The organism is Methylophaga sp. F-2, from assembly GCF_056859315.1.
The window spans coordinates 1-24531 of the sequence record NZ_JBSXOF010000013.1 but is presented as its reverse complement, the minus strand read 5'-3'; the positions used below and the strand labels follow the sequence as shown (position 1 = coordinate 24531).

The following is a 24531-nucleotide window of genomic DNA, read 5'->3' as shown; positions in this document are numbered from 1 at the left end:
GTCAATCATTGTCTGCTTACTTTGGCAAACACTGTGCCAAAAAAGTAAACTATTGATTTAAAAGAAAGAGTTTATTAAAAGCTTTTTAATAAGTAGTTTAGATGCTTATTTATGCACCATTATGATTAACCTTGCACCATTTAAATACGGCGCAAAAAAAAGCCCTTCACTGTGAAGGGCTTTTTTTCTCGGTGGCTATGCTTTTTTAAGGTTGCATATTCCAGATATGTGACTGAATTAACCATGAACCATCTTCAGTTTTTACCAGAACCAACGATAAAACACCGCCGAAACTTATCTTCTCACCATCGCTGTTTTTTCCATCTGCGTGCCAGTAACCAATTTGGGTTATCTGATCGTCAGTTGAATAAATAGCATCTGTTTCAATTTGATGATTGGTCACACCGTTATCAACAAAACTTTGAAATAACTGTGCGATAGCATCTTTACCTTTTAAGATAGCGCCATTACCCGGTGATAAGGTCGCATCATTTTTATATAACTGTTTCAAACTATCGACATCGCCAGCATTAAACGCTTTGTTCCATTGGGCATTAGCAAAATCTATCTGATTTTTTACCGATAGCTCTTCAGCCATCACAGAAAATTGCACAGAAAACATACTGAACATAAAAACTAAAAACTTTTTCATTACTCACTCCTGGTTAAATTTAGTGTTATCTATTGTTTGGCTTAATTTAACGTTCAATCAAAAATCGTTAAATTTCGCTTTAACTTTGCCAGCACATCCATTAATACCTGACCTTGCTCTTTATCAATCACGGACATCAATTGTCCCAAACGCTGATAATAATCAGGCATGACTTCGTCTAATTTTTGCTGACCCTTCTTGGTAAGTTTGATTTGTGTTTGCCGTTTATCTTTCTCATCAACAATACGCTGTATTAGTCCCTCTCGCGCTAAACCATCTAACAGGCCTGTCATTGTCATTGTCGCCCGGCTGACCCCAGATTGTTCTGCCAACTTTGAGGGTGAAGATATAAAGCTATCTTCACGCATCAATAAAATTAATACCCACCAGCGTCCCTGGAGTAAATCATAGCGTCGTAAAAAGTTATCTAAGCCGACAGAAAGCTCTGAGGCTACCCCGAGAAGATGGAGAAACTGCATCACTGCATTGATATCGACTTCTGGGTAGCGCGAAGCAAATTTTTCTAATATTGCCTTATCTGGCAAGTCTTTAAGTTGAAGCATACCCCATTATAGTTAGCTTCCTAATTTTTAGTAAACCTTTATCTTAAATAAATTCAGCTTCGTTTAAGCTACGCCACCTAGTATGTGACCCGTACCTCAACAAAAGGAGCACAAAATGAAAAACGTAAAAACAATTGGCTTAATTGGTGCGGCAACAATGATGATGCAGATGGGTGTTGCTCATGCGGATTTAGATGCTGATGACATGCGTGAAATCAGAAAAATCTCTGAAGGTTTTGGCTTAATTTCATTAGAACAAGCACAAGCTAAAGCGCTTGAAGCCAAACCTGGTATTGTAGAAGATGCCGATCTGGAAGACCGTGCCTTTGATAAAGGCTGGGATTATGAGTTTGAAATTGTTGATGCTGATGGTGGCGAATGGGAAGTCCTAATTGACGCCAAAACCGGTGAAGTTCGTAAAACAACTAAAGACTGGTTCTAATCAGCTACTGAGGCCTGCAGGTGGATATCCACCTGCAGGCCTCCCCATTTCTGGGATTGAGCAAACTGCATAGTACCGTCATAGCTTTCAACAATATCAAATACAATTGCCAAACCTAAACCACTTCCCGGCGTTGATTCATCAGCCCGAAAACCCCGTTGAGTCAAAGCTGACAAGTCATCATCATGACATCCAGGTCCATCATCCATCACCCGAATAGCAATACCCTTTTCATTCTTGATCTCTAGTTCTACCCGGCTTTGGCACCATTTGCATGCGTTATCCATGATATTTCCCAGCAGCTCCAGCAAGTCTTCTCGATCACCATGAAAACGCAGTTGTTTATCAACCTGACAGGTAATAATCAGTTGTTTATCCTGATAGATACGTTTTAATGTATCAGCCAGACTTACCACTAATTCATGAATATCAACACCTCTTCCAGGCAATGTTAAACCCGACACACGAGCACGTTTTAATTCACGATCAATAATTTGCTTGATTTCCTGAGTCTGCTGATAGATTGCTGCTTTAGTCACAGCATCGTTTTTCAATTCCTCACTGTCGGCGATCTGGTTTAACAGGGTCAATTGGGTTTTAAGACGATGCGCTAAATTACCAAGCGATTGCCTGGAGCGGCGTGTTTTTGTGACCATACTGGCCATTAAACGATTGAGTTCAACCAGTAAGGGCCGGATTTCATCAGGCGCCTGTTCATCAATTTTTTCAATATCGCCTTGCCCCAATAGTTTTAATTCATTCTTAGCTTTATTCAGTGGTCTCAATGCACGTCTGACAATCCAAAACTGCAGCCCCAACAAAGCTAAAACGCCTAACAGTGATAAGGTAGTAAATGTCCACTGAAAATGGGTTTTATCATCCAACATCCAGGCAATATCTTCTGCTACGGTAATCGTGACCTGCTGTCCCTGCTTCAGATACCCCGCCGACACAGCCATCAACGGTTGCTGTCCTGGTCCTTCCAGATAAAGCGTGGCTTTTTCACCGACATTTAAGGCTGGTGTAGATAAATCAAAGTCCCATAAAGAGCGTGAGAAGAGTTGTTGTTGTGGTGTTTGAATAGAAAAGTACAGACCTGAGAAGGCCCGCTGATAGCTGCTGCTCAAACGACGATCATCATGCAGGATTTCTCCTTCAGCATTAATATGGATATGAGCAACTAAGGTTTGTGTTTCTTCTTGCAGGCGGGTGATAACTTGCTTTTCAATTAAACGATCAATGGTGAAAGTTAGCCACAGCCATTGTCCAATCAACAAGACAGCTAAAAAAATTGCTAAGCCAATGGATAAACGGCTACGAACCGATCGCATTAGTCTTGCTGACCAAAAATATAACCTTGGCCGCGCCTTGTTACTATCCAATCAGCCCCAATTTTCTGACGTAAGCGATTCACATAGACTTCCATCACATTGCTGTCTTTATCACTATCCAGTTGATAGACATGCTCAGTAAGTGTGGTTTTAGAAAGTAACTGCTGGGGGTGCAACATAAAGTACCTTAACAGCTTAAATTCTGTGCCTGTCAGGCTATGCTTCTCACCCGTCTTCAATATCACGGTCTGCTCTGCTTCATCCAGAGCTAAACCTTCATAACTCAACTCTCCAGGATGCTGCCCAGAGCAACGGCGTAAAACAGCATTAATCCGAACGATGAGCTCTTCAGTTTGAAAAGGTTTAGCAAGATAATCATCTGCACCAGCTTTAAAGCCCAGTACTTTATCTTCCCAGGCATCACGTGCAGTCAGAATAATTACGGGCACGGCATTTTCATTGCGTCGCCAATTTTCTAAGACTTCTAGTCCCGGTTTCCCCGGTAACCCTAGATCCAATACAATCAGATCATAAGGCTCGATTTCGCCCATTGCTTCGCCATCAATACCATCAGCAGATAAATCTGTGGCAAATCCGGCTTTATTCAATGCTTGCTGAAGGTTAGGTCCTAATAAGGGATCATCTTCAACCAATAACAGCCGCATTAATTATCCTCATTTTCCAGCTCAATAAACTCACCTGTTTGAGCATCTAACTCAAGCTCCCATACTTGACCTTGTTCATCCAGAATCTCGAGTTCGTATATATAACGGCCATCGTCTTTTTCCAAATCTGTTTCAATGACCTGACCGGGTTTTATTACTTTTGCCTTCGTCAGAATTTCCTGAAGAGGCATAATCTTGCCCTCTTTCAGCAATTGTCTGGCCACACTGGCACTTTCATCAGCTTGTGCTTGCGATACCGCAAGCACAGCGCTCACTGAAATGGATAAGCATGTGAATAGAGTGCGTTTCATCGGATACATTATTTAGATGTCTAAGTGAGCTTAAGTGTAGAAATTCAAACTTAAACCAAACTGAATAACGATGTTTTATTGAGTGGTAAAAATTCGGATAACTTTACCGTTTTTAAGTAAAACATGCGTACTGCCTTTACTCATTGTTTTAAACATCCATTTTTCAAAATTATCCTGAAGGCGCTCACCATCTTTACCCACTTTCAAAGCCGGTCTGACAGACTTGACCACGTTGCTGGGCTGCCAGTTCTCGCCACAAACATGCATGATTTGGTCAACATCCATACCTACCTCTATGGCACTTTTGCCACAGGAATAATGATCTAAATACTGACTACTTCCCGCATGAGCTAAACCAGTAAAACTCAAACCTAAGGCTATCGAAGCCAAGTAAAAAAAACGCATATCTCTCTCCGTTCATTTTTTCAGGACAATATCATGAACTGTGTTGAATAATCTTGCCAGATTTTGTTATCAAATTTAACCGTCGCCAACAATATGCAGGAAGTGCATATGTTTTTCGTATTGAATCAGAATGTCATCAATGACTTGCTCTTGATTATATCCGTACATATCGTAATGTTGACTACCTTCAGCAAGATACACTTCACCCCGATAATAACGCTTTGTCTCATCATCATCGTCTAATGCATCGAGGGCAAAACTTGGCATTACGTGCCTGACGCTGTGAACCCCGTAAACAAAGTCTTTCTCACCACCATAGCTGACGTTTAATTCAATCGAATCTTTTTTGCTAACAATCTCAGATTCAACCCCAGTATTACGTAATTCCGCCGCCACTTTTTTCAACGCGGGTTTCACCACATCGTTCAAAAATGTTTGCATTGTCGCTTTGTCAGGATATTCACTCAAATTTTTCAGGCGTTGCTTCCAGCCAACTTGTCTGCCTGTACTCACAGGAGTCTGTGGCACACCAATGATCAGGCGTTTTATGCCTTCCATTCTTAAGCCTTTCATCAAGCCAAAACACATCAGTAACATGATGACAACAAATGGCAGAGCACCAGCAATAGAAGCGGTTTGTAAGGCTTTTAGACCACCTGCCAGCAATAACGCAGCAGCAACACAACCTTCCGTTAATGCCCAAAAAATGCGCTGCCAAACCGGCGGTTTGGGATGGCCATTGGAGGTGATCATATCAATGACCAAGGAACCTGAATCTGATGATGTTACAAAAAATGTGATGACCAGTATGGTGGCTAAGCCAGAAGAAATCATACTCAGCGGCATATGCTCAAACATCGAGAAAACGGCAATGGCACTATTTTCACTGACGGCTCCAGAGATAACCCCGGCAAGATTACCCAGCTCCATATGAATGGCTGTTCCGCCAAAAAACGTCATCCACATAAAGGTAAAACCAACAGGCACAAATAACACACCTAGAATAAACTGACGGATAGTTCGCCCCCTCGACACTCGGGCAATAAACATCCCGACAAAGGGCGACCAGGCAATCCACCAGCCCCAATAGAATAATGTCCAGCCACCTATCCAGCCATTAGGATCATAAGCGTATAGATTGAATGTTTTATTAACCACTTCGCTTAAATAATTACCGGTGTTTTGTACCAATGTTTGCAATAAGAACAGCGTCGGACCAGCAAATAAAACAAACAACAATAAAAGAATAGCCAGCCCCAGATTAATTTCAGACAGACGTTTGATGCCTGAGTCCAGCCCAGCGACAACAGAAATAGTTGCTAGCAGTGTAATTCCTGCAATCAAGCCGATTTGAAGGCCCACCGATTCTGCTGGTAAGCCAAACATATAAGTAAGCCCGGCATTCACCTGTAAAACCCCGAGCCCCAGTGAAGTCGCCACACCAAACATGGTGCCTAGCACGGCGAAAATATCTACTGTATGGCCGATGGGGCCATATATTCTTTCACCAATTAAGGGATAAAGTGACGAGCGAATGCTTAATGGCAAATTATGTCTGAAACCAAAATAGGCGAGCGATAAACCCACCACGGCATAAATTGCCCAGGCGTGTAAGCCCCAATGGAAAAACGTGATCGACATCGCTTCCCTGGCAGCTTCAATATCACCACCTTGGCCTACAGGTGGTGAAGAAAAGTGCATAATTGGCTCGGCAACGCCGAAAAATAATAAACCTATGCCCATGCCAGCACTAAACAACATGGCAAACCACGATAAATAACCATAGTCAGGCTCAGAATGATCAGGGCCAAGTTTAATAGCACCATAGGAGCTCATTGCCAGGCCAATACTGAAGATAAGGAAAAATCCGACGGCCAGTAAATAAAACCAGCCAAAAGTATTCACTATCCAGGATTGAGTCGCGGTAAAAACTGAAGAGGCGGTATCAGAAAAAAACGCTGCAAAAATAACAAAAGCGATAATTAAAATAGCTGAACCAAAAAATACGGGTGGATTGATTTCTGCTTTACGTGTTGTTTTATTTTCTATCGTCGGACTCGTCATATATATATGAACTCTCTGATTATTATTTTGTTTAATGCGGGTAATACTTAGAAGTAATAGCCAAAATTGATATTAAAACGCGTCTGCCAATCATCATTCTGGTTGGCGCCTAAGCGATCACCAAAAGGATCATCACCACCAATGAATTCATTGCCATTTGAGGCGCTTAAATCGGTGTAGATATACCAGTTGCCACTAGCCCAAGCCGCCCCCAAAGTAGCCAGTGCACTATCGTTAAAGTCACGCTCTTCTTTCAATAAAACACTGTATTCGACATAGGGCATAACGTAATCCAGCCACGGCAACTGATTTGTGTCATAGCGATAACTGAGAGAAACAGCCGGTAACCAGGCTTCTGCGGCGACTGTATTGGGAAAATCATAGGCCCCCATTTGCACCAGCTTACTTGTTCCCAAAGGCTGATCTTTGTCTACGTCAAAATGGTAGTACGTTAATTGTGTTGCCAGTGTAAATGCTCGCCATTTGTTCAGCATATGACCAGAGACAGCATAATGGTGCCCATCATCTTGTGAACCACGGCTTTTTAATTGCGAATACTGTAAGGAGAAACCAAGATCGGTTTTGATTTCACCGGAACCAAGGTGAGTAATACCCCGTAAATTAAACTGGTTACGTTCTTCATAACCATCACCAGATTCATTGACCACATCGTAGGAATAGCGAGCACTTTGATGTGATGACCCCGTATATGAGCCTTCATCAGAGACATAATAGGCAATGTCCCAATCCCATTGGTCTGTGGACTGATGATATTTAACCCCCAGATCCATATCATCAGATAGACCGAGATAATAATGCTGATCAAAAAACCAGCTCTGCGAGACACCATAAGGTCCGGGACCAAAAGGCACTCTGTTTACACCGACTTGTATCTGACGCTGCTCGTCAAATTGATAACCTAACCAGCCCGTGTGCAGAAAGTTATAACCATTATACCAGCGGTATTCTAATTTCCCCAGATAAGGGCCATTTTCATAGTCCAGATTCAGGCGAAACGTATCCAGGGCAAAGTTACCATCATCATCAAATGACCGTGAGGCACCACCTGTCTCAGGATAATCGCCAATCGCGTAATTCGCCCTAATCGCTCCCCCTACTTTGAGGTGACCAAACCGGATTTTATCGTCAGGTTTAGCTTCAGTATCGACTTGGGATTCTGCTAATGCTTCAAGTTTTGCCGTTGATTGCTGTTTTTCCTGTTCTGCTTTAGCAAGCGCAGCACGTGTTTTTTCCAACTCCAGTTGTAGCGCTTTAACACGGGTCTGTAATTGTTTAACCGTTTCTTGTTCAGCGTCAGCAACTGCAATTGATGATGGGCCTATCGCTAATAGAGCAATAATTGATTGGCTTAAAAACAAGCTTCTTGTGGACAAGATAGCTCTTCGTCTTATCATGTAATTATCCGTTTAGATTACTGATGAACTTTTTGGAAAACGTTATTCACTAGGTGAAAAACGAAGAGGTGTGTTAAGAACACGTATTGTTTACCCTAACAATTTGAAGCCATGACTTCAAATCATCAGAACAGAATTCGGGCCACTACGGGGAGATGATCTGAGGCTTTTTTTGCCAGAGGTGATTTGTGTATATCCAAAGACAGTAGATGCTGACGAGGGTGAACCCAAATACGATCCAAGGCAAATACAGGAAAAAAACTGGGGAAACTCTTTCTTGATGGCGTGGTATCAAAATAGGCTTTTAAGCGGCGTAATGTTCGTCCCCACAAAAACCATTCATTCAAATCCCCCATCAACACCGCCGTATCAACTTCATGCTCGCCTAGACGGCTCAAGAGTTTTTCTACCTGATACTGGCGTTCCGTAGGTTTTAAACCAAAATGAGTGGTCATTATCACCAGTTGATGCTGCTCTATTTCCAGCCTGAGTTGAATGGCACCTCTGGGCTCATGAGGTGCCAGACTCAAATCAATCAGTTCATGAGAGCTTAATGGATATTTACTTAAAACCGCATTGCCATAATGACGACTTTCACGAAACATTGTCGGTCCGGCAATGCCGATCATCCCCGTTTGTTGGGCAATAAAATCCAGGAGGTCGATATCATTGACCATGTGATGCTCGACCTCTTGTAGCGCAATGATGTCAGCATCTATCTCACGGATGACATCCACTATTCTAAACGGATCAAAATGTCCATCAGTGCCGATACAGGCATGAATGTTATAACTGGCTAACTTAAGCTCCATTCAATCTCTTATTCGTCTTCTTTACGATTAATCAGTCGCTTCAACCCAACCATAATGCCAACAATGACGATGACGACTCCCACAAATATCGCGATTTGTTCAGGGTCTGGATTTTGCACAGTTCGCATCAATGAATCAGCAAACACCGTAATACCCAATATCCCCGGTAACATACCGATCAGCGTTCCAATGGTAAAATCACGCGTATTAATATGTGAGCCACCGGCGACAAGATTAATCACTGTAAACGGTGCTACAGGAATAATGCGTACGGTGATAATCGCCAAAACACCATGTTTAGCCAGACGCCTGCTTAATTTATTGATACTGGAACCGGCTAATTTCTGAATGGTATTTCGCCCCATATAGTGTCCAACGGCATACCCCATCAAGCCACTCACCAGCGAGCCAATAATGGAATAAACAGTTCCCCATAAAGGGCCAAATGTCAGTGCCGTTGTGATAATCAGCAGGGTCACCGGAAAGGCAATCAATCCGGCAATGGCAAAAATACCGATCACTATTAATGGTGTTAATGGATGTGACTTAATACCTTCAGCGGCATGTTGTAATGTTTCCGGATTTAACCATTCACTTAATGGTGTCCATCGCCAAATAGCTGTTAACGCTAGTACCACAATCAAAACGGCAACAATTTTCCACCACTGTTTTTGGGCTGATTTTGGTTCATCAACCGGAATAAACATCTTAGTAAGTTTTTCCGTTTCAATCGGCCTTTCAGGATCGACAATGGCAGAATCCGGTAACATCTGATTCGCATAGTCAGAGACCGAGCAATCAAGTTCACGTAATGTATGACTGTTTTCCTGTCGAGCATCTATCAAGCGAATAAGCGAACCTTCCTGAGATAAATTCTGGCGAAGTTCATCTGCTGTCATACCAAAATGTTCTGTCAGTAAACGCTCGCGAAACCGACTGACAGTGGCTTTGTGTTCATCTGTCTCCGCTTCAATCACCAGATCACATTCACTGTCGAAGCCCATGGAACGGTTGCTTAAATTTGCTGAACCGACTCGCATTAAACAATCATCAATGACCGTGATTTTTGCATGCACGCTGATATAAGAATCACCAAGCTCATCACGATGCGGATAACAAAGACGTAACCGATTATGTTTGTCAGCCTCTTTCAATTTACAGGCCACACGATAACGCAAAACATCCATGGTGGCCTGTTCCAACCAGCCACCAGTCATTAATGGCAAGACTAAAACAACATCGGGCCCGTCTCGTTCCTGCAAGCGTTCGGCTAATAAATCAGCTACTTTCCAGGAGGTAAAATATTGATTCTCCATATATATAAGATTTTCAGCCGCTTTCAGGCTATCAATATAGAGTTGTTCAACTTCACGAATTTCTTTCTGATCACGGTACTGAGGCATTGTCCTGCTGATGCCTATCTCGATGTCTTTAAACCAGGGCTCGATATATTCAGGCCATGCCGATCCTGATTTTTGTGACGGTTTATTGAGTTTTTCGCCGGTCGCTTTTAACCAGCGTTCTCGAGCCAGGTCACCTAAGGCGGCTGCCGCTTCACCTTGCACCATCATTTGTACATCATGAAATGGCGGGTAATGATGACCATCAGGATCAATACGTCTTGATTCTTTCGCTTTATGTTCCGAGCTATCCCAACGACTTTTGCCAATATCAAAACCACCGGAGAAGGCAATCTCATCGTCTATCACCACCACTTTCTGGTGCTGAGATGCTCCCATTGGACACTCACCATCGAGTTTAAAATGCAATCTGTTTTGAGATTTCCACGCTGGTTTATACATGGGCAACCACTCACGCTCCATCGTATAAACCATTGCCCAGTCCCAGTTCAGAATATAAACATGTAAATCAGGGTTTCGGTTAAGCACTTCACTGATAAAAGCACCCAACTCTACGGGTAGGTCTTCAACTTGATCACTGTTGCGAACAAGTTGCATTCGGCTATCAATATCCCAGGAAAGAATATATACCGAGTGTTTCGCCCGCTGGATAGCAGCATGCAAAGCACCAAAGTAATTTTCCCCATCGATAAGTAAAGCAACTTGATCTGCATGTGTTTTTTGCCAGCAATTGTTACCTTCTTTCAGTATGGGTGTTTTTGTCACACTTGATTCCTAAATGATAGTCAGGGAGGGATTTTGCCACTGAGCATAACACAAGAATGCGTGACCACACACCGCCATCCTCTGCTGAAAACAGCCCTTTTTCGTATTCTTTGTATCGATACAATATATCTCTATTTTCAGTTAATTCAGTTCTGAATTTTCACAATAATTTCAAGGCTATACAAATAATAATATAAGGCTCAGACGAATAATTGAAATAGCTATTGATGGCACCGTGTAAGCACGATATGTTTGTTATAAATAATAAAAAATATCTTCAATTGATAGAGAGAGAGAATGGCGATAAAACGCATTGCTACAAGTGAGTTACAAATCGGTATGTATATTCAGAAACTAGGAGGGTCCTGGATACAGCACCCGTTTGTCCGCAGTAGTTTCTTGCTCACCGAACCCAATGACATTAAGCGCATCAAAGAAGCAGGTATAAAAGAGTTGTGGATTGATGACGAGAAAGGCGAAATAACCGAAGCAGCCAAATCTTCCGACTCATCGCAGAAGACTGATTCGCCCACCGCACAACAAACGACCACAGATAAAACTCACTCTGAGATAAAAGCTTCAGACGCTTCAAGTTCGATTGAGAATGAAATCGAACGAGCCAGAAAACTATGCCAGGATGCCAAACCTCAGATCATGTCGATGTTCAACGATATTCGTCTGGGTAAAGCCATCGATCCAAAAACCACCCTACCACTTGTTGGTGAAATTGACTCGCTGGTTCAACGTAACTCAGCTGCCATACTCAGTGTCGCCCGATTAAAAACGCATGATGATTACACATACATGCACTCTGTTGCTGTATGTGCGCTTATGTTGTCACTTGCCAATCAGATGGGGTTAGATAAAGAACAAACTCGCCTGGCTGGTATCGGCGGTCTGATGCATGACTTGGGTAAAGCCGCTATGCCTCTCGACATCTTAAACAAACCCGGCAAGCTCACAGATGCTGAATATCTGATTATGAAAAAACACACTATCGTGGGCGCCACAATTCTGCAGGACAGTGGTGCAGAAGCAGAAGTGATTGATATTGCATTAAATCATCACGAGAAGATTAATGGCACCGGTTATCCCAACCAACTGCCTGCAGAAAAAATTTCTCAGCTGGCTCGTATGGCTGCTATTTGCGATGTCTATGATGCAGTGACCTCTGAACGTGCCTACAAAAAACCTTGGGAACCCGCCAATACCATTCGTGAAATGTCGAAATGGGATGGACATTTTGATAAACAAATTTTTAATAGTTTTGTTAAATCTGTAGGTATCTACCCGATTGGCTCTCTGGTTCGCTTAACATCTCAACGCTTAGCTGTGGTGATTGAGCCTGCTATAGACTCCTTACTAAAACCTAAAGTCAAAGTGTTCTTCTCAATACGCTCAAATGCCCCCATTCCTATACAAATCATCGATCTTTCTGCAAAAAACTGTAAAGAAAGCATTGAAGGACCAGAAGAACCCGCCGATTGGGATTTTAAATCCTTAGAAAATCTATGGTTATGAGTTATTATCCCGGTAAACCTCAATAACTCTTCAAAAGACTAATGAAAGTCAGATGGATGAGTTTTAGCTGTTAGACATTATTAAAGGATAGATATGATGGCAGATAAGACACGATCGTCCTTACACACGCTGATTACCAAGCGTTATATGCTGGCTGTAACACTTATTGCTTTGTTATCCAGCTTTGCTGCATATACGCTAAAGTCTGCTCTTTCTGATGTTGATAATACGGCCTATATTGTCAATATTTCTGGTAGTCAACGCATGTTGAGTCAACATATTGCCCTGGATATTCATCGTTTGTATCAACAACGCTTCGTGATGAATACAGAACAAACAGAAACTGAAAATCTGCTGACTCAGCACATAGACACGATGAAATCCGCTAATCATCAGCTCGCTTCTGGCCAACTCAATAATGGACATCAGATTGAACTCTCCCCAACTATCAGAGATATCTATTTTGGTGACATAGACTTATATGATCGCGTCAATTTTTACTTAAAAATCGCTACCCAAATCCTAGATACAACGTCTGAGGAACCATTTTTACAACTGATGAGCGAGATTGATAGCTCCTCTGAAAACTTATTAATCGATTTAGATAAGGCCGTTAATCAATATCAACGTGAAGGCGATGAGCGACTGGAGATCATTCAACGACTCGAAGTCGGTGTTTGGTTAGTCACACTGCTCACACTCATGCTGGAAGTGATTTTTATCTTCAGACCCATGGCAAAAGAAGTCATCAAATCACGCGATGCAGAACAACGGCTGCTTAACAGCCTTGAAGATCAAGTTGAACTTCGTACCTATAAACTTGAAGCCGCCAACAAAAAACTACAAGAGCTGGCTAGTAAAGATCCTCTCACTAATCTTAATAACCGACTGACACTTGAAGTCGATATAGAAACCCTTATCAAAGGCTTCTATTCTCATCAGTGTCCATTTGCTATCGCCCTGATTGATATTGATTTTTTCAAAAGAATCAATGATGAATACGGCCACTTAGCCGGCGATCATGTACTGAAAGAATTTGCTGAAATATTACAATCACAAGGACGTAATACCGATAAAGTGTACCGTGTCGGCGGAGAAGAGTTTGTCTTATTACTGAACCGTGTTCCCTGTGAGAGAACTGAAGAAATGATGCTGGAATTGATCGACAAAACTCGGTCTCACCAGTTTAATTTTGAAGGTCAACAATTCACTGTGACCATTAGCATGGGGCTGTACCATACTGACCTTTTCCCGGTAGCGAATCTCCGAGACTTATTCTTCGTCACTGATAAAGCACTCTATGAATCAAAAGCTAATGGCAGAGACAGGCTAACCCTGGCTACGCGGATGTAAAACAATAGGCTTTAAAAGTCCTTAACATACAATAACTTAATCAGGAGTTAATGTTTTAGCGATGTCGTTTCAGTTCAGTTTGCTAAAAGCACATTCCAAATAGTACATCTTCGCTATCTGCCATTTTCAACATTAGGGAATAACTCCCAAACTCTCAGTGAGTATCTCCCAAAGCGTCGTTAATTAAACGTTGTACACTACCAAACTGTGATTTCAATGGTCTGGAAGCGGTTTAAATTTCGTCTGTGATTAGCAGATAAATTTTACTTATCGACACTTGATTGTCCCGTGTCTTTCCATACAGATCATTGTCCTCAAGCTTAATACCTATGCAGTTACCTTCGCTTGGACTGCTCTTTAATTAAGGCATTCTTTGCATGAGGTTAAAGCGGTGAGTTTTTAGATGTAACCGTACTGCTTACCAGCAGTATTTATGACACGACGAGATAGTCTGAGTGACTAAACAAATAGTCTTTAACAGAAGAGATGGTTGGCGAAACGTATGTTTTAAGACGTATGACATCGCTTCAAGTCACATTCAAACAATACAGGTTGACACAGGCATTATCTCGTATCGTTACTCGATATCTGTATAACATTTTTGCGCTCAGAGTCAGGGAAGAAGTGGCAGGAAAACTGTTTAAAAAAGGCGCTTAAACCGAGGATTCTGAATGAAAAAAACTAAATGTTCTGCTTTTGTCAGAGGGTTATCAATGGCTTCAGCAATTCTGCTGAGCGGTTGTAAAGCAGGTGTTTTAGATCCAAAAGGACCGGTAGGTCATGATGAGCGAACGCTTATCATTACTGCCGTATTACTCATGCTGGTCGTGGTCATTCCTGTCATTGTGATGACGCTGGTTTTTGCATGGAAATACCGTGCTTCCAACAAAAAAGCCGAATACAAACCCAACTGGGCTCATTCAACCAAAATCGAAGTCATTGTCTGGACGGTGCCTTGTATCATCATTCTCATTTTAGGCACGCTGACCTGGATAACCACGCATTCGCTCGATCCATTCAAACCACTTGAAACAGCCGATAGTCAGAAGCCAATCACGATTGAAGTCGTTGCACTCGACTGGAAATGGCTATTTATCTATCCAGAACAGCATATAGCCACGGTTAACCAAGTTGCCTTCCCTGAAAATGTGCCCGTTCGTTTCAAGGTCACCTCAGATACGGTGATGAATTCGTTCTTTATCCCTCAACTGGGTAGTCAAATATATGCGATGGCGGGTATGCAGACGGAAGTCAATTTGCTCGCCCACGAAACCGGTACTTTTGATGGCATGTCAGCCCACTTTAGCGGTGATGGCTTCTCGCACATGAACTTTAAAGCCCTCTCCCAAACACCATCCCAATTTAATGAGTGGATTAATAAAGTAAAACAGGCCCATCGTGAGCTGGATCAAGACAGTTACGATGCCTTAGCCAAACCCAGTGAGCAAAATCCCGTTGCTTACTATTCGTCAGTGAAGCCTGACTTGTTCAAATCAATTGTTATGAATTACATGAATACGAACTCGGATATGGCCTCAGAAGAAATGCAATCAGACTCAGGAGTAACTGATGTTAGGTAAATTAACGCTTGCAGACATTCCCTACGATAACCCTATCGTAATGAGTGCGGTCGGCTTTATGGTCCTTTTTGGGCTGATTATTTTTGCCCTGATTACGCGCTATGGTAAGTGGACTTATCTATGGAAAGAATGGCTGACATCGGTTGATCACAAGAAAATTGGTGTGATGTATTTCTTAGTGGCATTGGTGATGCTGCTTCGCGGTTTTTCCGATGCCATCATGATGCGCTCACAACAGGCCGTGGCTCTGGGCGCCAATCATGGCTATCTGCCACCTGAACATTATGATCAAATATTCACGGCACACGGCGTGATTATGATTTTCTTTGTGGCCATGCCATTTGTCATTGGTCTCATTAATATTGTGGTTCCCTTACAAATTGGTGCTCGTGATGTGGCTTTCCCATACCTCAACTCGGTCAGCTTTTGGTTGTTCGTGGTCGGTGTCATATTGGTTAACCTGTCACTTGCCGTCGGTGATTTTGCCAAGACAGGCTGGCTGGCCTATCCCCCGTTGTCTGAAATGCAATACAGTCCGGATGTCGGTGTTGACTATTACATATGGAGTTTACAGATATCCGGGCTCGGGACATTGCTGACCGGTATCAACTTTTTTGTCACCATCATCAAGATGCGTGCGCCGGGTATGACATTAATGAAAATGCCGATATTCAGCTGGACGGCACTATGTACTAATGCCCTGATCGTCGGTGCCTTCCCGGTATTAACAGTCACACTGGCATTATTGACTCTGGATCGCTACCTCGGCATGCATTTTTTCACCAATGCCATGGGCGGCGATATGATGATGTACATCAACCTGATCTGGATTTGGGGTCATCCGGAAGTGTATATCTTAGTGCTACCGGTATTTGGTGTCTTCTCAGAAGTCGTTGCTACCTATTCTAAAAAACCTTTGTTTGGCTATACATCAATGGTGTATGCGACGATTGCGATTACCATACTTTCGTTTATAGTATGGCTGCATCACTTCTTCACCATGGGCTCGGGGGCCAACGTTAACGCCTTCTTTGGCATCATGACGATGATTATTGCCATTCCGACCGGTGTGAAAATCTTTAACTGGTTGTTCACGATGTACGGTGGTCGTGTCGAATTCAGCTCACCTTTACTATGGACGCTTGGCTTCATGATTACCTTCAGTATTGGTGGCATGACCGGTGTGCTTCTATCTGTGCCAGGTGCCGACTTTGTATTGCATAACAGTCTGTTTCTGATTGCTCACTTCCATAACGTCATCATTGGTGGTGTGGTATTCGGCTCAATGGCTGGCTATGCCTACTGGTTCCCGAAAGCATTTGGTTTCAGACTCAATGAACGCTGGGGCAAATATTCATTCTGGGCATGGTTTGTAGGCTTCTATCTGGCCTTTATGCCGCTCTACTATCTGGGTTTCCTCGGAATGACTCGTCGCCTCAATCATTATGACAACCCAGCCTTCCAACCCTGGTTAATCCTGGCTGCAGTGGGGGCTGGAATTATCATGCTGGGCATCATCTTCACCATCGTGCAACTGGTCGTCAGTATTCGTGAACGTCACGCGAATATGGATGTTACTGGTGATCCATGGGGTGGTCGTACACTGGAATGGTCAACCTCATCACCACCGCCTTTCTATAACTTCGCGGAGATACCTGTCGCCTCAGAACTCGATGCTTTCCATGCGATGAAAGAAAGCGGTGATTACCCGCCACAACCTAAGCAATACAAAGAAATTCACATGCCAAGGAATACTGGTGTGGGTGTCTTTATCGGTCTGTTCAGTTTGATTTTCGGCTTTGCCATGATCTGGTACATCTGGTGGATGGCGATTGCAGGTGTTGTCGGCATTTTGGGCTGCATGATCTGGCGCAGCTTTGATAATGACGTCGATTACTACGTGCCGGTCGAAGAAATCGAGCGCATTGAAGGCGAATGGCTTGAGAAAGTACGAAATCACCATGAATCAAATGGCAAGACAAGTGCTAACTCAACATCTACGCAAACGGCGTAGGTCAATTAATACATTGTTAATAAGGTAATCAGGCATTAATTATGACTACTGATGTTTTAGATAACGCAAATACTCACGAGCATGCACATCACGATGCCTCCTCAACGCGAGTGTTCGGCTTCTGGATCTACATAATGAGTGACTGCATTTTGTTTGCGGCGTTGTTCGCAACATTTGCAGTACTCGGACACAATTATGCAGGTGGGCCCACTGGTAAAGAGATTTTTGAGTTAGATGGTGTACTGATCGAAACCTTCTGCCTGTTATTTAGCAGCATCACCTATGGTTTTGCCATGGTGGTGATGAATAACGGTCAGCGTCAACTGGTCATACTTTGGCTGGCCATCACCTTTTTACTGGGTGCCGGTTTTGTCGGCCTTGAATTAAACGAGTTCAGTCATCTGATTGCTGAAGGTCATAGCTGGCAGCAAAGTGCATTTCTGTCCTCATTTTTTGCCCTGGTCAGCACACACGGTCTGCACGTAAGCTGTGGTTTGATTTGGATGATATTCATGATGATTCATGTCTATCGTTATGGCTTAACTGAACTGAACAAATCACGTTTGATGTGTCTGAGCCTGTTCTGGCATTTCCTCGATATCATCTGGATCTTCGTATTTACCTTTGTTTATCTGTTGGGGGTTCTGAATGGATAACAGCCATATCGCCGGTGCTGCGCACGGCACCTATAAGTCTTATCTGATTGGTTTTATTCTGTCAGTCGTACTGACTGTCATTCCATTCTGGATGGTGATGCATCCTACGATGGCTCCGTCCACTATCGCCATCAGCATTCTCGGCTTTGCTGTTGTGCAGGTGCTGGTCCATCTGTATTTTTTCTTGCACCTGAATACCTCGTCAGAACAACGCTGGAATTTAGTCGCCTTTGCTTATACCTTCATCTTGATATTGTTTATCGTAGTAGGTTCTCTCTGGATTATGCATAATCTTGGTTACAACATGATGCTCGACTAAGACAGGTAATAAGTGCTAAAAAAATATTGGCAGGTTGCCAAGCCAGGTATTGTGATTGGCAACCTCATTTCATTAGCGGGCGGTTTTTTCCTCGCATCGAAAGGCAGCATCGATTTGATGCTGTTTTTTTATACCGCTTTTGGTGTGTCACTGATCGTCGCTTCCGGCTGTGTGTTTAACAACTTCATTGATCGGGATATCGACACCCTGATGGAACGCACCCGCGATCGGGTATTGGTAAAGGGACTCATCTCACCACGTGTGGCGTTGATCTATGCTTCAGTACTTGGCCTGTTAGGGACGTTTGTGCTGTTGTTCGGTACCAATATCATCGACGTAACCGTTGTTCTGGTGGGTTTTATTATCTATGTCGGCGTGTATAGCCTATCGATGAAACGTCACTCCGTTCACGGCACCTTGATTGGCAGTCTTGCTGGTGCCATGCCTCCCGTGGTGGGTTATTGTGCTGTCAGTAACCAGTTTGACCTCGGTGCGGCTATCTTGCTGCTGATTTTCAGCATTTGGCAAATGCCCCACTCCTATGCGATCGCCATTTTCAGGTTTAACGATTACCGTGCCGCATCCATTCCAGTACTGCCGGTAGCTAAAACAATTCAGAGTGCTAAACACCAGATTTTGCTCTACCTGATTGCATTTAACCTCGCAACGCCCCTGCTTTACCTGACAGGCTATACCGGTGTTTGGTACCTGATTATTACCTCAACCTTTGGCTTGTATTGGTTATATATAGCTTGGGCAGGATTGAAGACAAAAGAAGATACGGCCTGGGCTAAAAAAGTTTTTTTTGTCTCCATCCTTATCGTTATGGTGCAAAGTCTAATGATGTCGGTGGATGCTGTCGGCTGACTTAATCGTGACCGGATAGTGGGGTCACTATCGAATAACTACAGTAACAAATTGTTTTAATTAAACTTAAAAATAATTTAAAAATTTGATACCACCAGAGTTACCATCAAATTATTTTTCTTGAAATGTTAGAAAGTTCGGTGTCTTGTTTCAAAATAACCAAGTAGCACTCTGAATTCGCCGCAAAGTTGCCACCCTCATGAATGAATGAATATTAATTCCATCTCCAACCTGCTCGTTGACATAATTAAGACTTTTGTATAATTAACTTTAATCATTTTCTGCAAACATCTAATATGGCTAAATGACCTGATGAATAAATTCTGAGCAGAATATGGAAAAAAAATTTATTACTTTTGAAATGGAGCTTCACTCAATTCTGAACGTTAGTGCACTTGATTTTATTCATATCAAGTTCCGAATACCTGAAATACTCAGTATCACTTCTGAAAATACAATACAGAGCACAATCTTACATATCACTCTAGAGAAGGGTTATGATGTCAATAATATTAAAAGCAAAATCAATCTTAATATAAGTGATCTATATTTATCTAACTCACTAAGAGCTCTTAGCTCTTTAGAACCAAGCAAAATCTATACTAGTGTGATAAATAATGACTGATCATTTTGACTATCAGCTGGGTTTACTTCCGGTGGAGTTTCATCGAGTGAACTCAAAACTAGTCGTTTTGATGAGTATCACCGGAGATTATTTATATAGTGACAATAAGCTTTTAGAAAAACTTACTACTAACAACTTCTCCAAAATTAGCCTAGAAGATATAGCGTTACTAAAATCCAAGCACATTCTTGGCTCATTTCAAGATGATTCTCAAATTCGGCTACTCTTATCTAGAATAAAAACCAAAAAAGAAACTGTTCTCGACGATCCTTCATTACACATTATAGTTCCGACGATTGAATGTGAGCATACCTGCCAGTATTGTCAGGTCAGCAGGCAACTCAAGGATGATCGGTACGTTATGTCTCACGATAACCTCATGCTTGTATGTGAGACTATTTTTCAAAGTAAGTCCCAAACCCTGACTATTGAATTTCAAGGTGGTGACCCTCTACTTCGTATAGATTTGATTTTTAGTGCTATGAATAGGGTACTTCAAATAAATTCTGAAGAAGGAAGGAACATCAGATTCATTATATCCTCAAGCCTTCACCAACTCACCCCAGACCTTTGTAAGCAACTTTCTAATTACAATGTTTACTTCTCAACCAGTATTGATGGCCCAAAACATCTCCATAACGCAAATAGACCCCTAAATACAAAAGACGCTTATCAACGGACTCTGAAAGGTATAGAGCTAGTCAGAGAGTACTTTGGTGAGGATCACATTTCAGCTCTGATGACAACCACTCAGAGGTCCCTTTCATATCCGAAAGAGATCGTGGATGAATATGTAAAACTTGGTTTCAAAGATATTTTCATGAGACCTCTAAGCCCGTATGGTTTTGCTAAAAGAAACTCTAAGCACATAAAACATTCAAGCCAGCAATTTATTGAGTTTTATAGGACTGCACTAAATAGAATTAGAGAATGGAGAGAAAAAGGTGTAGAAATATGTGAATTCACCGAGAGCCTTATCCAGGATAAAGTTGAATCACCATTTGACTCTGGCTATGTTGACAATCAAACACCTTCAGGTGCTGGTTCAGCTGTGTTCGTTTATAACTATGACGGATATGTTTATCCGAGTGATGAATCACGAATGCTGGCTGAAACGGGCGATATATCACACCGCTTAGGGCCAATTGGTTTACCTCTAGTCCAACTCAGAAGCACTAGTGTAGTTCGAGAAATACGTGAATCAAGCAATCCATTCAGAAGTAAGTTTTGCCGTAAGTGTGAGTTCAAATTCTATTGCGGCCCAGAACCAATCTCAACTTACAATGAAACAGGAAATTTCAAAGGAAAAACAGAACATACAACTCACTGTGTTATCTCAAAAACAATGCTGAGCGACTATTTCTCCAGAAAATTAGAAAATGGCTTAGCCTCGTATGAAAAGTTGAATGAGGTTAAAGCATGAGAGAGACCAATGTTAACTATTTAGAATTACCTGTCCGGAAAACTTTTACCGTGCTGAATTTTGACTCATTGCCGGAATACTGGGAACCTGGACTAAATTTCTTGGTTAATATTGATGTTAAAAACATCAAGCAAGGTCAAATGCTCGTTAGTAAAAGCGAGATCAATAACATTCTTTTTAATTTGCAAGGCATAGACAATTTTCCAGATTTTGCAACTGAATATTTCTGCTCAGTGGATGGACTTGAAGAATTTGATGTCATTTCTTTAAGACCATACAGTCAAAGAGCTCAAATCCTTTTAAGAAAACAAGATATTCATCACACAGTGTTTCTCACTAATCGTTGTAACAGCTATTGTTTGATGTGTTCGCAACCACCCACGAAGAATGACGATTCATGGCTAATATCAGAAGCAATTGAGATAGCCAAACATTTGTTATTCGAGCCAGATATTTTGGGTTTCACTGGTGGCGAACCTACCCTGCTTGGAGATGATTTAAGAATTCTCATAGAGTCATACCATCAACGATTGCCAAACACACAATTTGACATTCTTACTAACGCAAGACGCATCGGAGATAGTTCATATGCACAATCATTACTTAGTGAGTTAAAAGCACCAGTTAGTTGGATGGTTCCATTATACGGTCATGCCGACTTGATACACGATTATATTGTGCAATCAAAAGGAGCTTTCCATCAGACCATTAACGGACTTTTGAATCTTAAAAAATATCGTCAATCAATTCAGCTTCGTTTAGTTCTTACAAAGACCGTATTGGAGAATTTAGAGCAATTGGGTGATTTCATAATAAGAAACCTGCCTTTCGTAAAAGAGGTTGCAATTATGGGCTGTGAACCCATCGGCTTTGCTTTATCAAATACTCAGGAATGCAATGTAGATATTTCTGAATTCAATACTAGCCTATCGAACACTCTATCCAGACTGGCACATGCTGAATTAAACCCCATATTAATGAATATCCCGCACTGTCAATTACCAAGAGAAATCCATAAATATGCTGTACAAAGCATTTCTGACTGGAAGCAAGTATATGAAAAAGAATGTGAAGAATGTGAATTAATAGATCGATGTTGTGGTGTTTTTAAATGGAATAGTAGTAAATGGAAAAAGCCTAAACTTACCAAAATAATTCAGAAGGAAATCGTATGAGTAAATTCATAAAAAGCCTCTCACTTTTCATTGGAAGCATTTCGGCTTTATCAACTAGAGCAGGTGATTTGAATAAAGGGCTGGAGGTTGAGCAAATCAAGGGGGTAAACGCTCCAATCAGTCTAAAGCCCCTAAATATTGACTCATTGAATCAATATGCGGCGCATAGGTCACACTCATCACATAGATCACATAGATCTCATAGGTCAAGTAGTGGGGGCTCATATTCAAGCCCAAGTTCAGCCCCTCGTAGCCCAACTCCACCTCAAAGATACAGTCAGCCCACTGATCTAGGTCGACCGTCAGCGGTAACACCTAGCCAACCAAGGAACTCTCAGCCTCAAGATCCACTTAAATTACAGATTATGCGAGTACAGATTGCACTAATGACCAGAGGATATTATTCAGGCTCAATTGACGGCATTATGGGGCCGATAAGCAGAGCCTCTCTAATGAAATATCAGCAAGCTAACAACTTGAGGCCTTCAGGGACTATGTCTACAGAAACTCTCAACGCTCTTGGCATATCAGTCAAATGACAAAAATAATAGTTGTATTACTTACTATAATAGCTGTTTGCCTTATCATTATTGTTTTCCATTCTATATTGATACCTCAGTACGCCAAAATAAGGTATTCGAATGAGTTCAAGAGCTTGTCCATTGATTGTGATATAGCTATGCATAATGAAGCTCTTTTGCGAGAACGTGCAGCTCAATCAGACAATGAGAAACTATACACTACAGCTCAAATAGAAATGATCGTCTGCCACAAATATGACATGACTAGAAAAAAAATGCTGAGCATGGGAGTTGAAGAGGATTATCTTAGTTACCTAAACCTAGAAGCCCTCCAAAATCAAAAAATCCCTCTTAGTGTCATGATTGAACCTCATCGCATGAATAGGTTCTAAAATTGAAATACCTTGCCTTAGTTTTTTTCATTTTGGCTTACACGGTTCAAGCAGAGGATGCGGATGTAGTGGTCAACTAATTCCGGACACGGATTTAGACAGATCTTCCGCCTTTGCAGGAGAAAGTCCATCGTTGAATTGATGTGGCCTTTTCCAGTTGTAATAATCCATCAGGTAATAGCTCACATCACGCATCGCTTCACTTAAGTTTCTATAGCCCATTCTCGGCAGCCATTCAGCCTTAAAACTCCGAAACAACCGCTCCATTGGCGCGTTATCCCAGCAATTACCTCGACGACTCATGCTCTGTGTCATGCGATAGCGCCATAATCGTTGTCGGTATTTTCGTGAGCTGTATTGGCTACCCTGATCACTGTGGAATAACACACTCTGTGGCCTACTACGCGACTCATACGCCATGTCCAGTGCTTTAACCGCCAGGCCTGCATCTGGCCTGGACGACATAGCCCAACCCACTACACGACGAGTATATAAATCCAGTACGGCGGCCAGATAATGCCAGCGGTGGCCTGTCCAGATATAGGTAATATCTCCACACCAGACTTGATTCGCCCGGTCAGGCTCAAATTCCCGATTAAGCACATTGGGTATATCCGGCCGTTCAACCGTCGCCTGCTTATAGGCATGGGGGCCAGGCTGTTTGCAAATCAGCCCCAGCTCAGACATCAGCCGTCTGACCTTGTAGCGGCCAATCTCTATCGCCTCATCTCGCATCATGCCAACAATAGTTCGGCTACCGGCGCTGCCCCGGCTTTTTGTAAATAGCTCATTCACCTTGGAACGCAGTTGCAGGTGCTTCACATCAAGCTGTGTCCTACGTTTTTGCCTGTCATAAAAGCTACTCAGGCCAACACCAAACAATGAGCAAATCAGGCTCAGCTTACCGTGCTCTCTCAATTGCTCAATCAGCGTGTAGAGCCGAGTTCGTCCGACATCAAGAGAGCTGTAGCCTTTTTTAATATGGTTTTTTCCTGCTCCAGTCGCTTAACTCGGGCTTCCAGCTCCTGAATACGCTGCTGCTCTGGTGTCAGAGCCTTTGATACTGGGGTACTTCCACCACGCTCTGCTTCTAATTGTTTAACCCACCGCCGCAGGGCTGACTCGCCAACATCCAGCGCCTTGCAAGCTTCTGAAACGCTGTAGTTCTGGTCGACAACTAGACTGGCTGCTTCCAGCTTGAACTCAGGGGTAAAACTTCTTCTTTGTTTTGTCATTGAACACCTCTTTGGAGGTCATATTACCTCCTAAAATGGTGTCCGGGATCAGTTAACCACTACA

The 24531-nt window shown here is 42.4% G+C and carries 23 protein-coding genes; 12 read left to right on the top strand and 11 right to left on the bottom strand.

Annotated features, from left to right (window positions below):
- Positions 1-205: 205 nt before the first annotated feature.
- On the bottom strand, positions 206-652 hold the full coding sequence (locus tag AC13DA_RS01990; protein ID WP_273181143.1) for a YybH family protein: 447 nt from the start codon (positions 650-652) through the stop codon (positions 206-208).
- Positions 653-705: 53 nt separating this feature from the next.
- Positions 706-1215: a MarR family winged helix-turn-helix transcriptional regulator gene (locus AC13DA_RS01985; protein WP_284450620.1), complete on the bottom strand. Its 510-nt coding sequence runs from the start codon at positions 1213-1215 to the stop codon at positions 706-708.
- 115 nt (positions 1216-1330) lie between these two features.
- Here AC13DA_RS01985 and AC13DA_RS01980 point away from each other — a divergent pair, with 115 nt between their 5' ends.
- Positions 1331-1657, top strand: a complete 327-nt coding sequence (locus AC13DA_RS01980; protein ID WP_007146303.1) for a PepSY domain-containing protein — start codon at positions 1331-1333, stop codon at positions 1655-1657.
- Here AC13DA_RS01980 and AC13DA_RS01975 read toward each other — a convergent pair.
- From AC13DA_RS01975 to AC13DA_RS01940, 8 genes are all read right to left on the bottom strand, one after another.
- Complete coding sequence (locus AC13DA_RS01975) at positions 1654-2988, bottom strand: ATP-binding protein (protein ID WP_284450621.1); 1335 nt, start codon at positions 2986-2988, stop codon at positions 1654-1656. The genes AC13DA_RS01980 and AC13DA_RS01975 overlap by 4 nt on opposite strands.
- Positions 2988-3653, bottom strand: coding sequence for a response regulator transcription factor (locus AC13DA_RS01970; RefSeq protein ID WP_007146305.1), 666 nt, complete (start codon positions 3651-3653; stop codon positions 2988-2990). The genes AC13DA_RS01975 and AC13DA_RS01970 overlap by 1 nt, the downstream gene beginning before the upstream one ends.
- Entirely contained in the window at positions 3653-3964 is a 312-nt protein-coding gene (locus AC13DA_RS01965) for a PepSY domain-containing protein (protein WP_284450622.1), read from the bottom strand. Before AC13DA_RS01965 ends, AC13DA_RS01970 begins: the two co-directional genes overlap by 1 nt.
- 75 nt (positions 3965-4039) lie before the next feature.
- Positions 4040-4369: a DUF2845 domain-containing protein gene (locus AC13DA_RS01960; RefSeq protein ID WP_007146307.1), complete on the bottom strand. Its 330-nt coding sequence runs from the start codon at positions 4367-4369 to the stop codon at positions 4040-4042.
- A gap of 75 nt (positions 4370-4444) precedes the next feature.
- The gene (locus AC13DA_RS01955; protein WP_284450623.1) at positions 4445-6433 is read right to left on the bottom strand and encodes a BCCT family transporter; all 1989 of its coding nucleotides are present in this window, start codon (positions 6431-6433) and stop codon (positions 4445-4447) included.
- 47 nt (positions 6434-6480) lie between these two features.
- Positions 6481-7848 (bottom strand): coiled-coil domain-containing protein, encoded by a 1368-nt coding sequence (locus tag AC13DA_RS01950; protein ID WP_284450624.1) that lies wholly within the window; start codon positions 7846-7848, stop codon positions 6481-6483.
- Between the two features lie 125 nt (positions 7849-7973).
- Positions 7974-8660 (bottom strand): endonuclease/exonuclease/phosphatase family protein, encoded by a 687-nt coding sequence (locus AC13DA_RS01945; protein ID WP_284450625.1) that lies wholly within the window; start codon positions 8658-8660, stop codon positions 7974-7976.
- Positions 8661-8668: 8 nt separating this feature from the next.
- Positions 8669-10786 (bottom strand): VTT domain-containing protein, encoded by a 2118-nt coding sequence (locus tag AC13DA_RS01940; RefSeq protein ID WP_007146311.1) that lies wholly within the window; start codon positions 10784-10786, stop codon positions 8669-8671.
- 297 nt (positions 10787-11083) lie between these two features.
- On the opposite strand from AC13DA_RS01940, the gene AC13DA_RS01935 reads away from it, so the two are divergent.
- The 11 genes from AC13DA_RS01935 to AC13DA_RS01885 all read left to right on the top strand — a co-directional run bounded on the left by AC13DA_RS01935 (position 11084) and on the right by AC13DA_RS01885 (position 23232).
- Entirely contained in the window at positions 11084-12307 is a 1224-nt protein-coding gene (locus tag AC13DA_RS01935; protein ID WP_007146312.1) for a cyclic di-GMP phosphodiesterase, read from the top strand.
- A 96-nt stretch (positions 12308-12403) separates the two neighbouring features.
- Positions 12404-13660 carry a diguanylate cyclase gene (locus AC13DA_RS01930; protein ID WP_284450626.1) on the top strand — a complete coding sequence of 419 codons (1257 nt, stop codon included), beginning with the start codon at positions 12404-12406 and terminating at the stop codon, positions 13658-13660.
- A gap of 671 nt (positions 13661-14331) precedes the next feature.
- On the top strand, positions 14332-15240 hold the full coding sequence (gene cyoA, locus AC13DA_RS01925; protein WP_273181164.1) for a ubiquinol oxidase subunit II: 909 nt from the start codon (positions 14332-14334) through the stop codon (positions 15238-15240).
- Positions 15230-17254: a cytochrome o ubiquinol oxidase subunit I gene (gene cyoB / locus AC13DA_RS01920; RefSeq protein ID WP_482945835.1), complete on the top strand. Its 2025-nt coding sequence runs from the start codon at positions 15230-15232 to the stop codon at positions 17252-17254. Before cyoA ends, cyoB begins: the two co-directional genes overlap by 11 nt.
- Positions 17255-17295: 41 nt before the next feature.
- Positions 17296-17910: a cytochrome o ubiquinol oxidase subunit III gene (cyoC, locus tag AC13DA_RS01915; RefSeq protein ID WP_284450628.1), complete on the top strand. Its 615-nt coding sequence runs from the start codon at positions 17296-17298 to the stop codon at positions 17908-17910.
- Positions 17903-18229 carry a cytochrome o ubiquinol oxidase subunit IV gene (locus tag AC13DA_RS01910; RefSeq protein WP_284450629.1) on the top strand — a complete coding sequence of 109 codons (327 nt, stop codon included), beginning with the start codon at positions 17903-17905 and terminating at the stop codon, positions 18227-18229. Before cyoC ends, AC13DA_RS01910 begins: the two co-directional genes overlap by 8 nt.
- Positions 18230-18241: 12 nt before the next feature.
- Positions 18242-19096 (top strand): heme o synthase, encoded by an 855-nt coding sequence (gene cyoE, locus AC13DA_RS01905; protein WP_284450630.1) that lies wholly within the window; start codon positions 18242-18244, stop codon positions 19094-19096.
- Between the two features lie 617 nt (positions 19097-19713).
- Positions 19714-21144 (top strand): His-Xaa-Ser system radical SAM maturase HxsB, encoded by a 1431-nt coding sequence (hxsB, locus tag AC13DA_RS01900; RefSeq protein ID WP_284450631.1) that lies wholly within the window; start codon positions 19714-19716, stop codon positions 21142-21144.
- Positions 21141-22319: a His-Xaa-Ser system radical SAM maturase HxsC gene (gene hxsC / locus AC13DA_RS01895; RefSeq protein ID WP_284450632.1), complete on the top strand. Its 1179-nt coding sequence runs from the start codon at positions 21141-21143 to the stop codon at positions 22317-22319. The genes hxsB and hxsC overlap by 4 nt, the downstream gene beginning before the upstream one ends.
- Entirely contained in the window at positions 22316-22858 is a 543-nt protein-coding gene (gene hxsA / locus AC13DA_RS01890) for a His-Xaa-Ser repeat protein HxsA (protein ID WP_431522802.1), read from the top strand. The genes hxsC and hxsA overlap by 4 nt, the downstream gene beginning before the upstream one ends.
- Positions 22855-23232 carry a TIGR03982 family His-Xaa-Ser system protein gene (locus AC13DA_RS01885; protein ID WP_284450633.1) on the top strand — a complete coding sequence of 126 codons (378 nt, stop codon included), beginning with the start codon at positions 22855-22857 and terminating at the stop codon, positions 23230-23232. The genes hxsA and AC13DA_RS01885 overlap by 4 nt, the downstream gene beginning before the upstream one ends.
- Before the next feature lie 72 nt (positions 23233-23304).
- On the opposite strand, the gene AC13DA_RS01880 is transcribed toward AC13DA_RS01885, so the two are convergent.
- Positions 23305-24467, bottom strand: a protein-coding gene (locus tag AC13DA_RS01880; RefSeq protein ID WP_482945834.1) for an IS3 family transposase whose coding sequence is annotated in 2 segments (ribosomal slippage) — positions 23305-24212 and positions 24212-24467 — 1164 coding nt in all. Because the reading frame shifts where the segments join, the coding sequence is not laid out codon by codon here.
- Between the last annotated feature and the right edge of the window lie 64 nt (positions 24468-24531).

Bases quoted from the DNA above. Each gene is read 5' to 3' on its own strand.
- hxsB (WP_284450631.1), top strand. From the start codon at position 19,714: ATGACTGATCATTTTGACTATCAGCTGGGTTTACTTCCGGTGGAGTTT.
- AC13DA_RS01960 (WP_007146307.1), bottom strand. From the start codon at position 4,369: ATGCGTTTTTTTTACTTGGCTTCGATAGCCTTAGGTTTGAGTTTTACT.
- AC13DA_RS01910 (WP_284450629.1), top strand. From the start codon at position 17,903: ATGGATAACAGCCATATCGCCGGTGCTGCGCACGGCACCTATAAGTCT.
- AC13DA_RS01980 (WP_007146303.1), top strand. From the start codon at position 1,331: ATGAAAAACGTAAAAACAATTGGCTTAATTGGTGCGGCAACAATGATG.
- AC13DA_RS01970 (WP_007146305.1), bottom strand. From the start codon at position 3,653: ATGCGGCTGTTATTGGTTGAAGATGATCCCTTATTAGGACCTAACCTT.
- hxsC (WP_284450632.1), top strand. From the start codon at position 21,141: ATGAGAGAGACCAATGTTAACTATTTAGAATTACCTGTCCGGAAAACT.
- AC13DA_RS01955 (WP_284450623.1), bottom strand. From the start codon at position 6,433: ATGACGAGTCCGACGATAGAAAATAAAACAACACGTAAAGCAGAAATC.
- AC13DA_RS01945 (WP_284450625.1), bottom strand. From the start codon at position 8,660: ATGGAGCTTAAGTTAGCCAGTTATAACATTCATGCCTGTATCGGCACT.
- AC13DA_RS01985 (WP_284450620.1), bottom strand. From the start codon at position 1,215: ATGCTTCAACTTAAAGACTTGCCAGATAAGGCAATATTAGAAAAATTT.
- cyoB (WP_482945835.1), top strand. From the start codon at position 15,230: ATGTTAGGTAAATTAACGCTTGCAGACATTCCCTACGATAACCCTATC.
- AC13DA_RS01975 (WP_284450621.1), bottom strand. From the start codon at position 2,988: ATGCGATCGGTTCGTAGCCGTTTATCCATTGGCTTAGCAATTTTTTTA.
- cyoA (WP_273181164.1), top strand. From the start codon at position 14,332: ATGAAAAAAACTAAATGTTCTGCTTTTGTCAGAGGGTTATCAATGGCT.
- AC13DA_RS01930 (WP_284450626.1), top strand. From the start codon at position 12,404: ATGGCAGATAAGACACGATCGTCCTTACACACGCTGATTACCAAGCGT.
- AC13DA_RS01950 (WP_284450624.1), bottom strand. From the start codon at position 7,848: ATGATAAGACGAAGAGCTATCTTGTCCACAAGAAGCTTGTTTTTAAGC.
- cyoC (WP_284450628.1), top strand. From the start codon at position 17,296: ATGACTACTGATGTTTTAGATAACGCAAATACTCACGAGCATGCACAT.
- AC13DA_RS01935 (WP_007146312.1), top strand. From the start codon at position 11,084: ATGGCGATAAAACGCATTGCTACAAGTGAGTTACAAATCGGTATGTAT.
- AC13DA_RS01965 (WP_284450622.1), bottom strand. From the start codon at position 3,964: ATGAAACGCACTCTATTCACATGCTTATCCATTTCAGTGAGCGCTGTG.
- AC13DA_RS01885 (WP_284450633.1), top strand. From the start codon at position 22,855: ATGACAAAAATAATAGTTGTATTACTTACTATAATAGCTGTTTGCCTT.
- AC13DA_RS01990 (WP_273181143.1), bottom strand. From the start codon at position 652: ATGAAAAAGTTTTTAGTTTTTATGTTCAGTATGTTTTCTGTGCAATTT.
- hxsA (WP_431522802.1), top strand. From the start codon at position 22,316: ATGAGTAAATTCATAAAAAGCCTCTCACTTTTCATTGGAAGCATTTCG.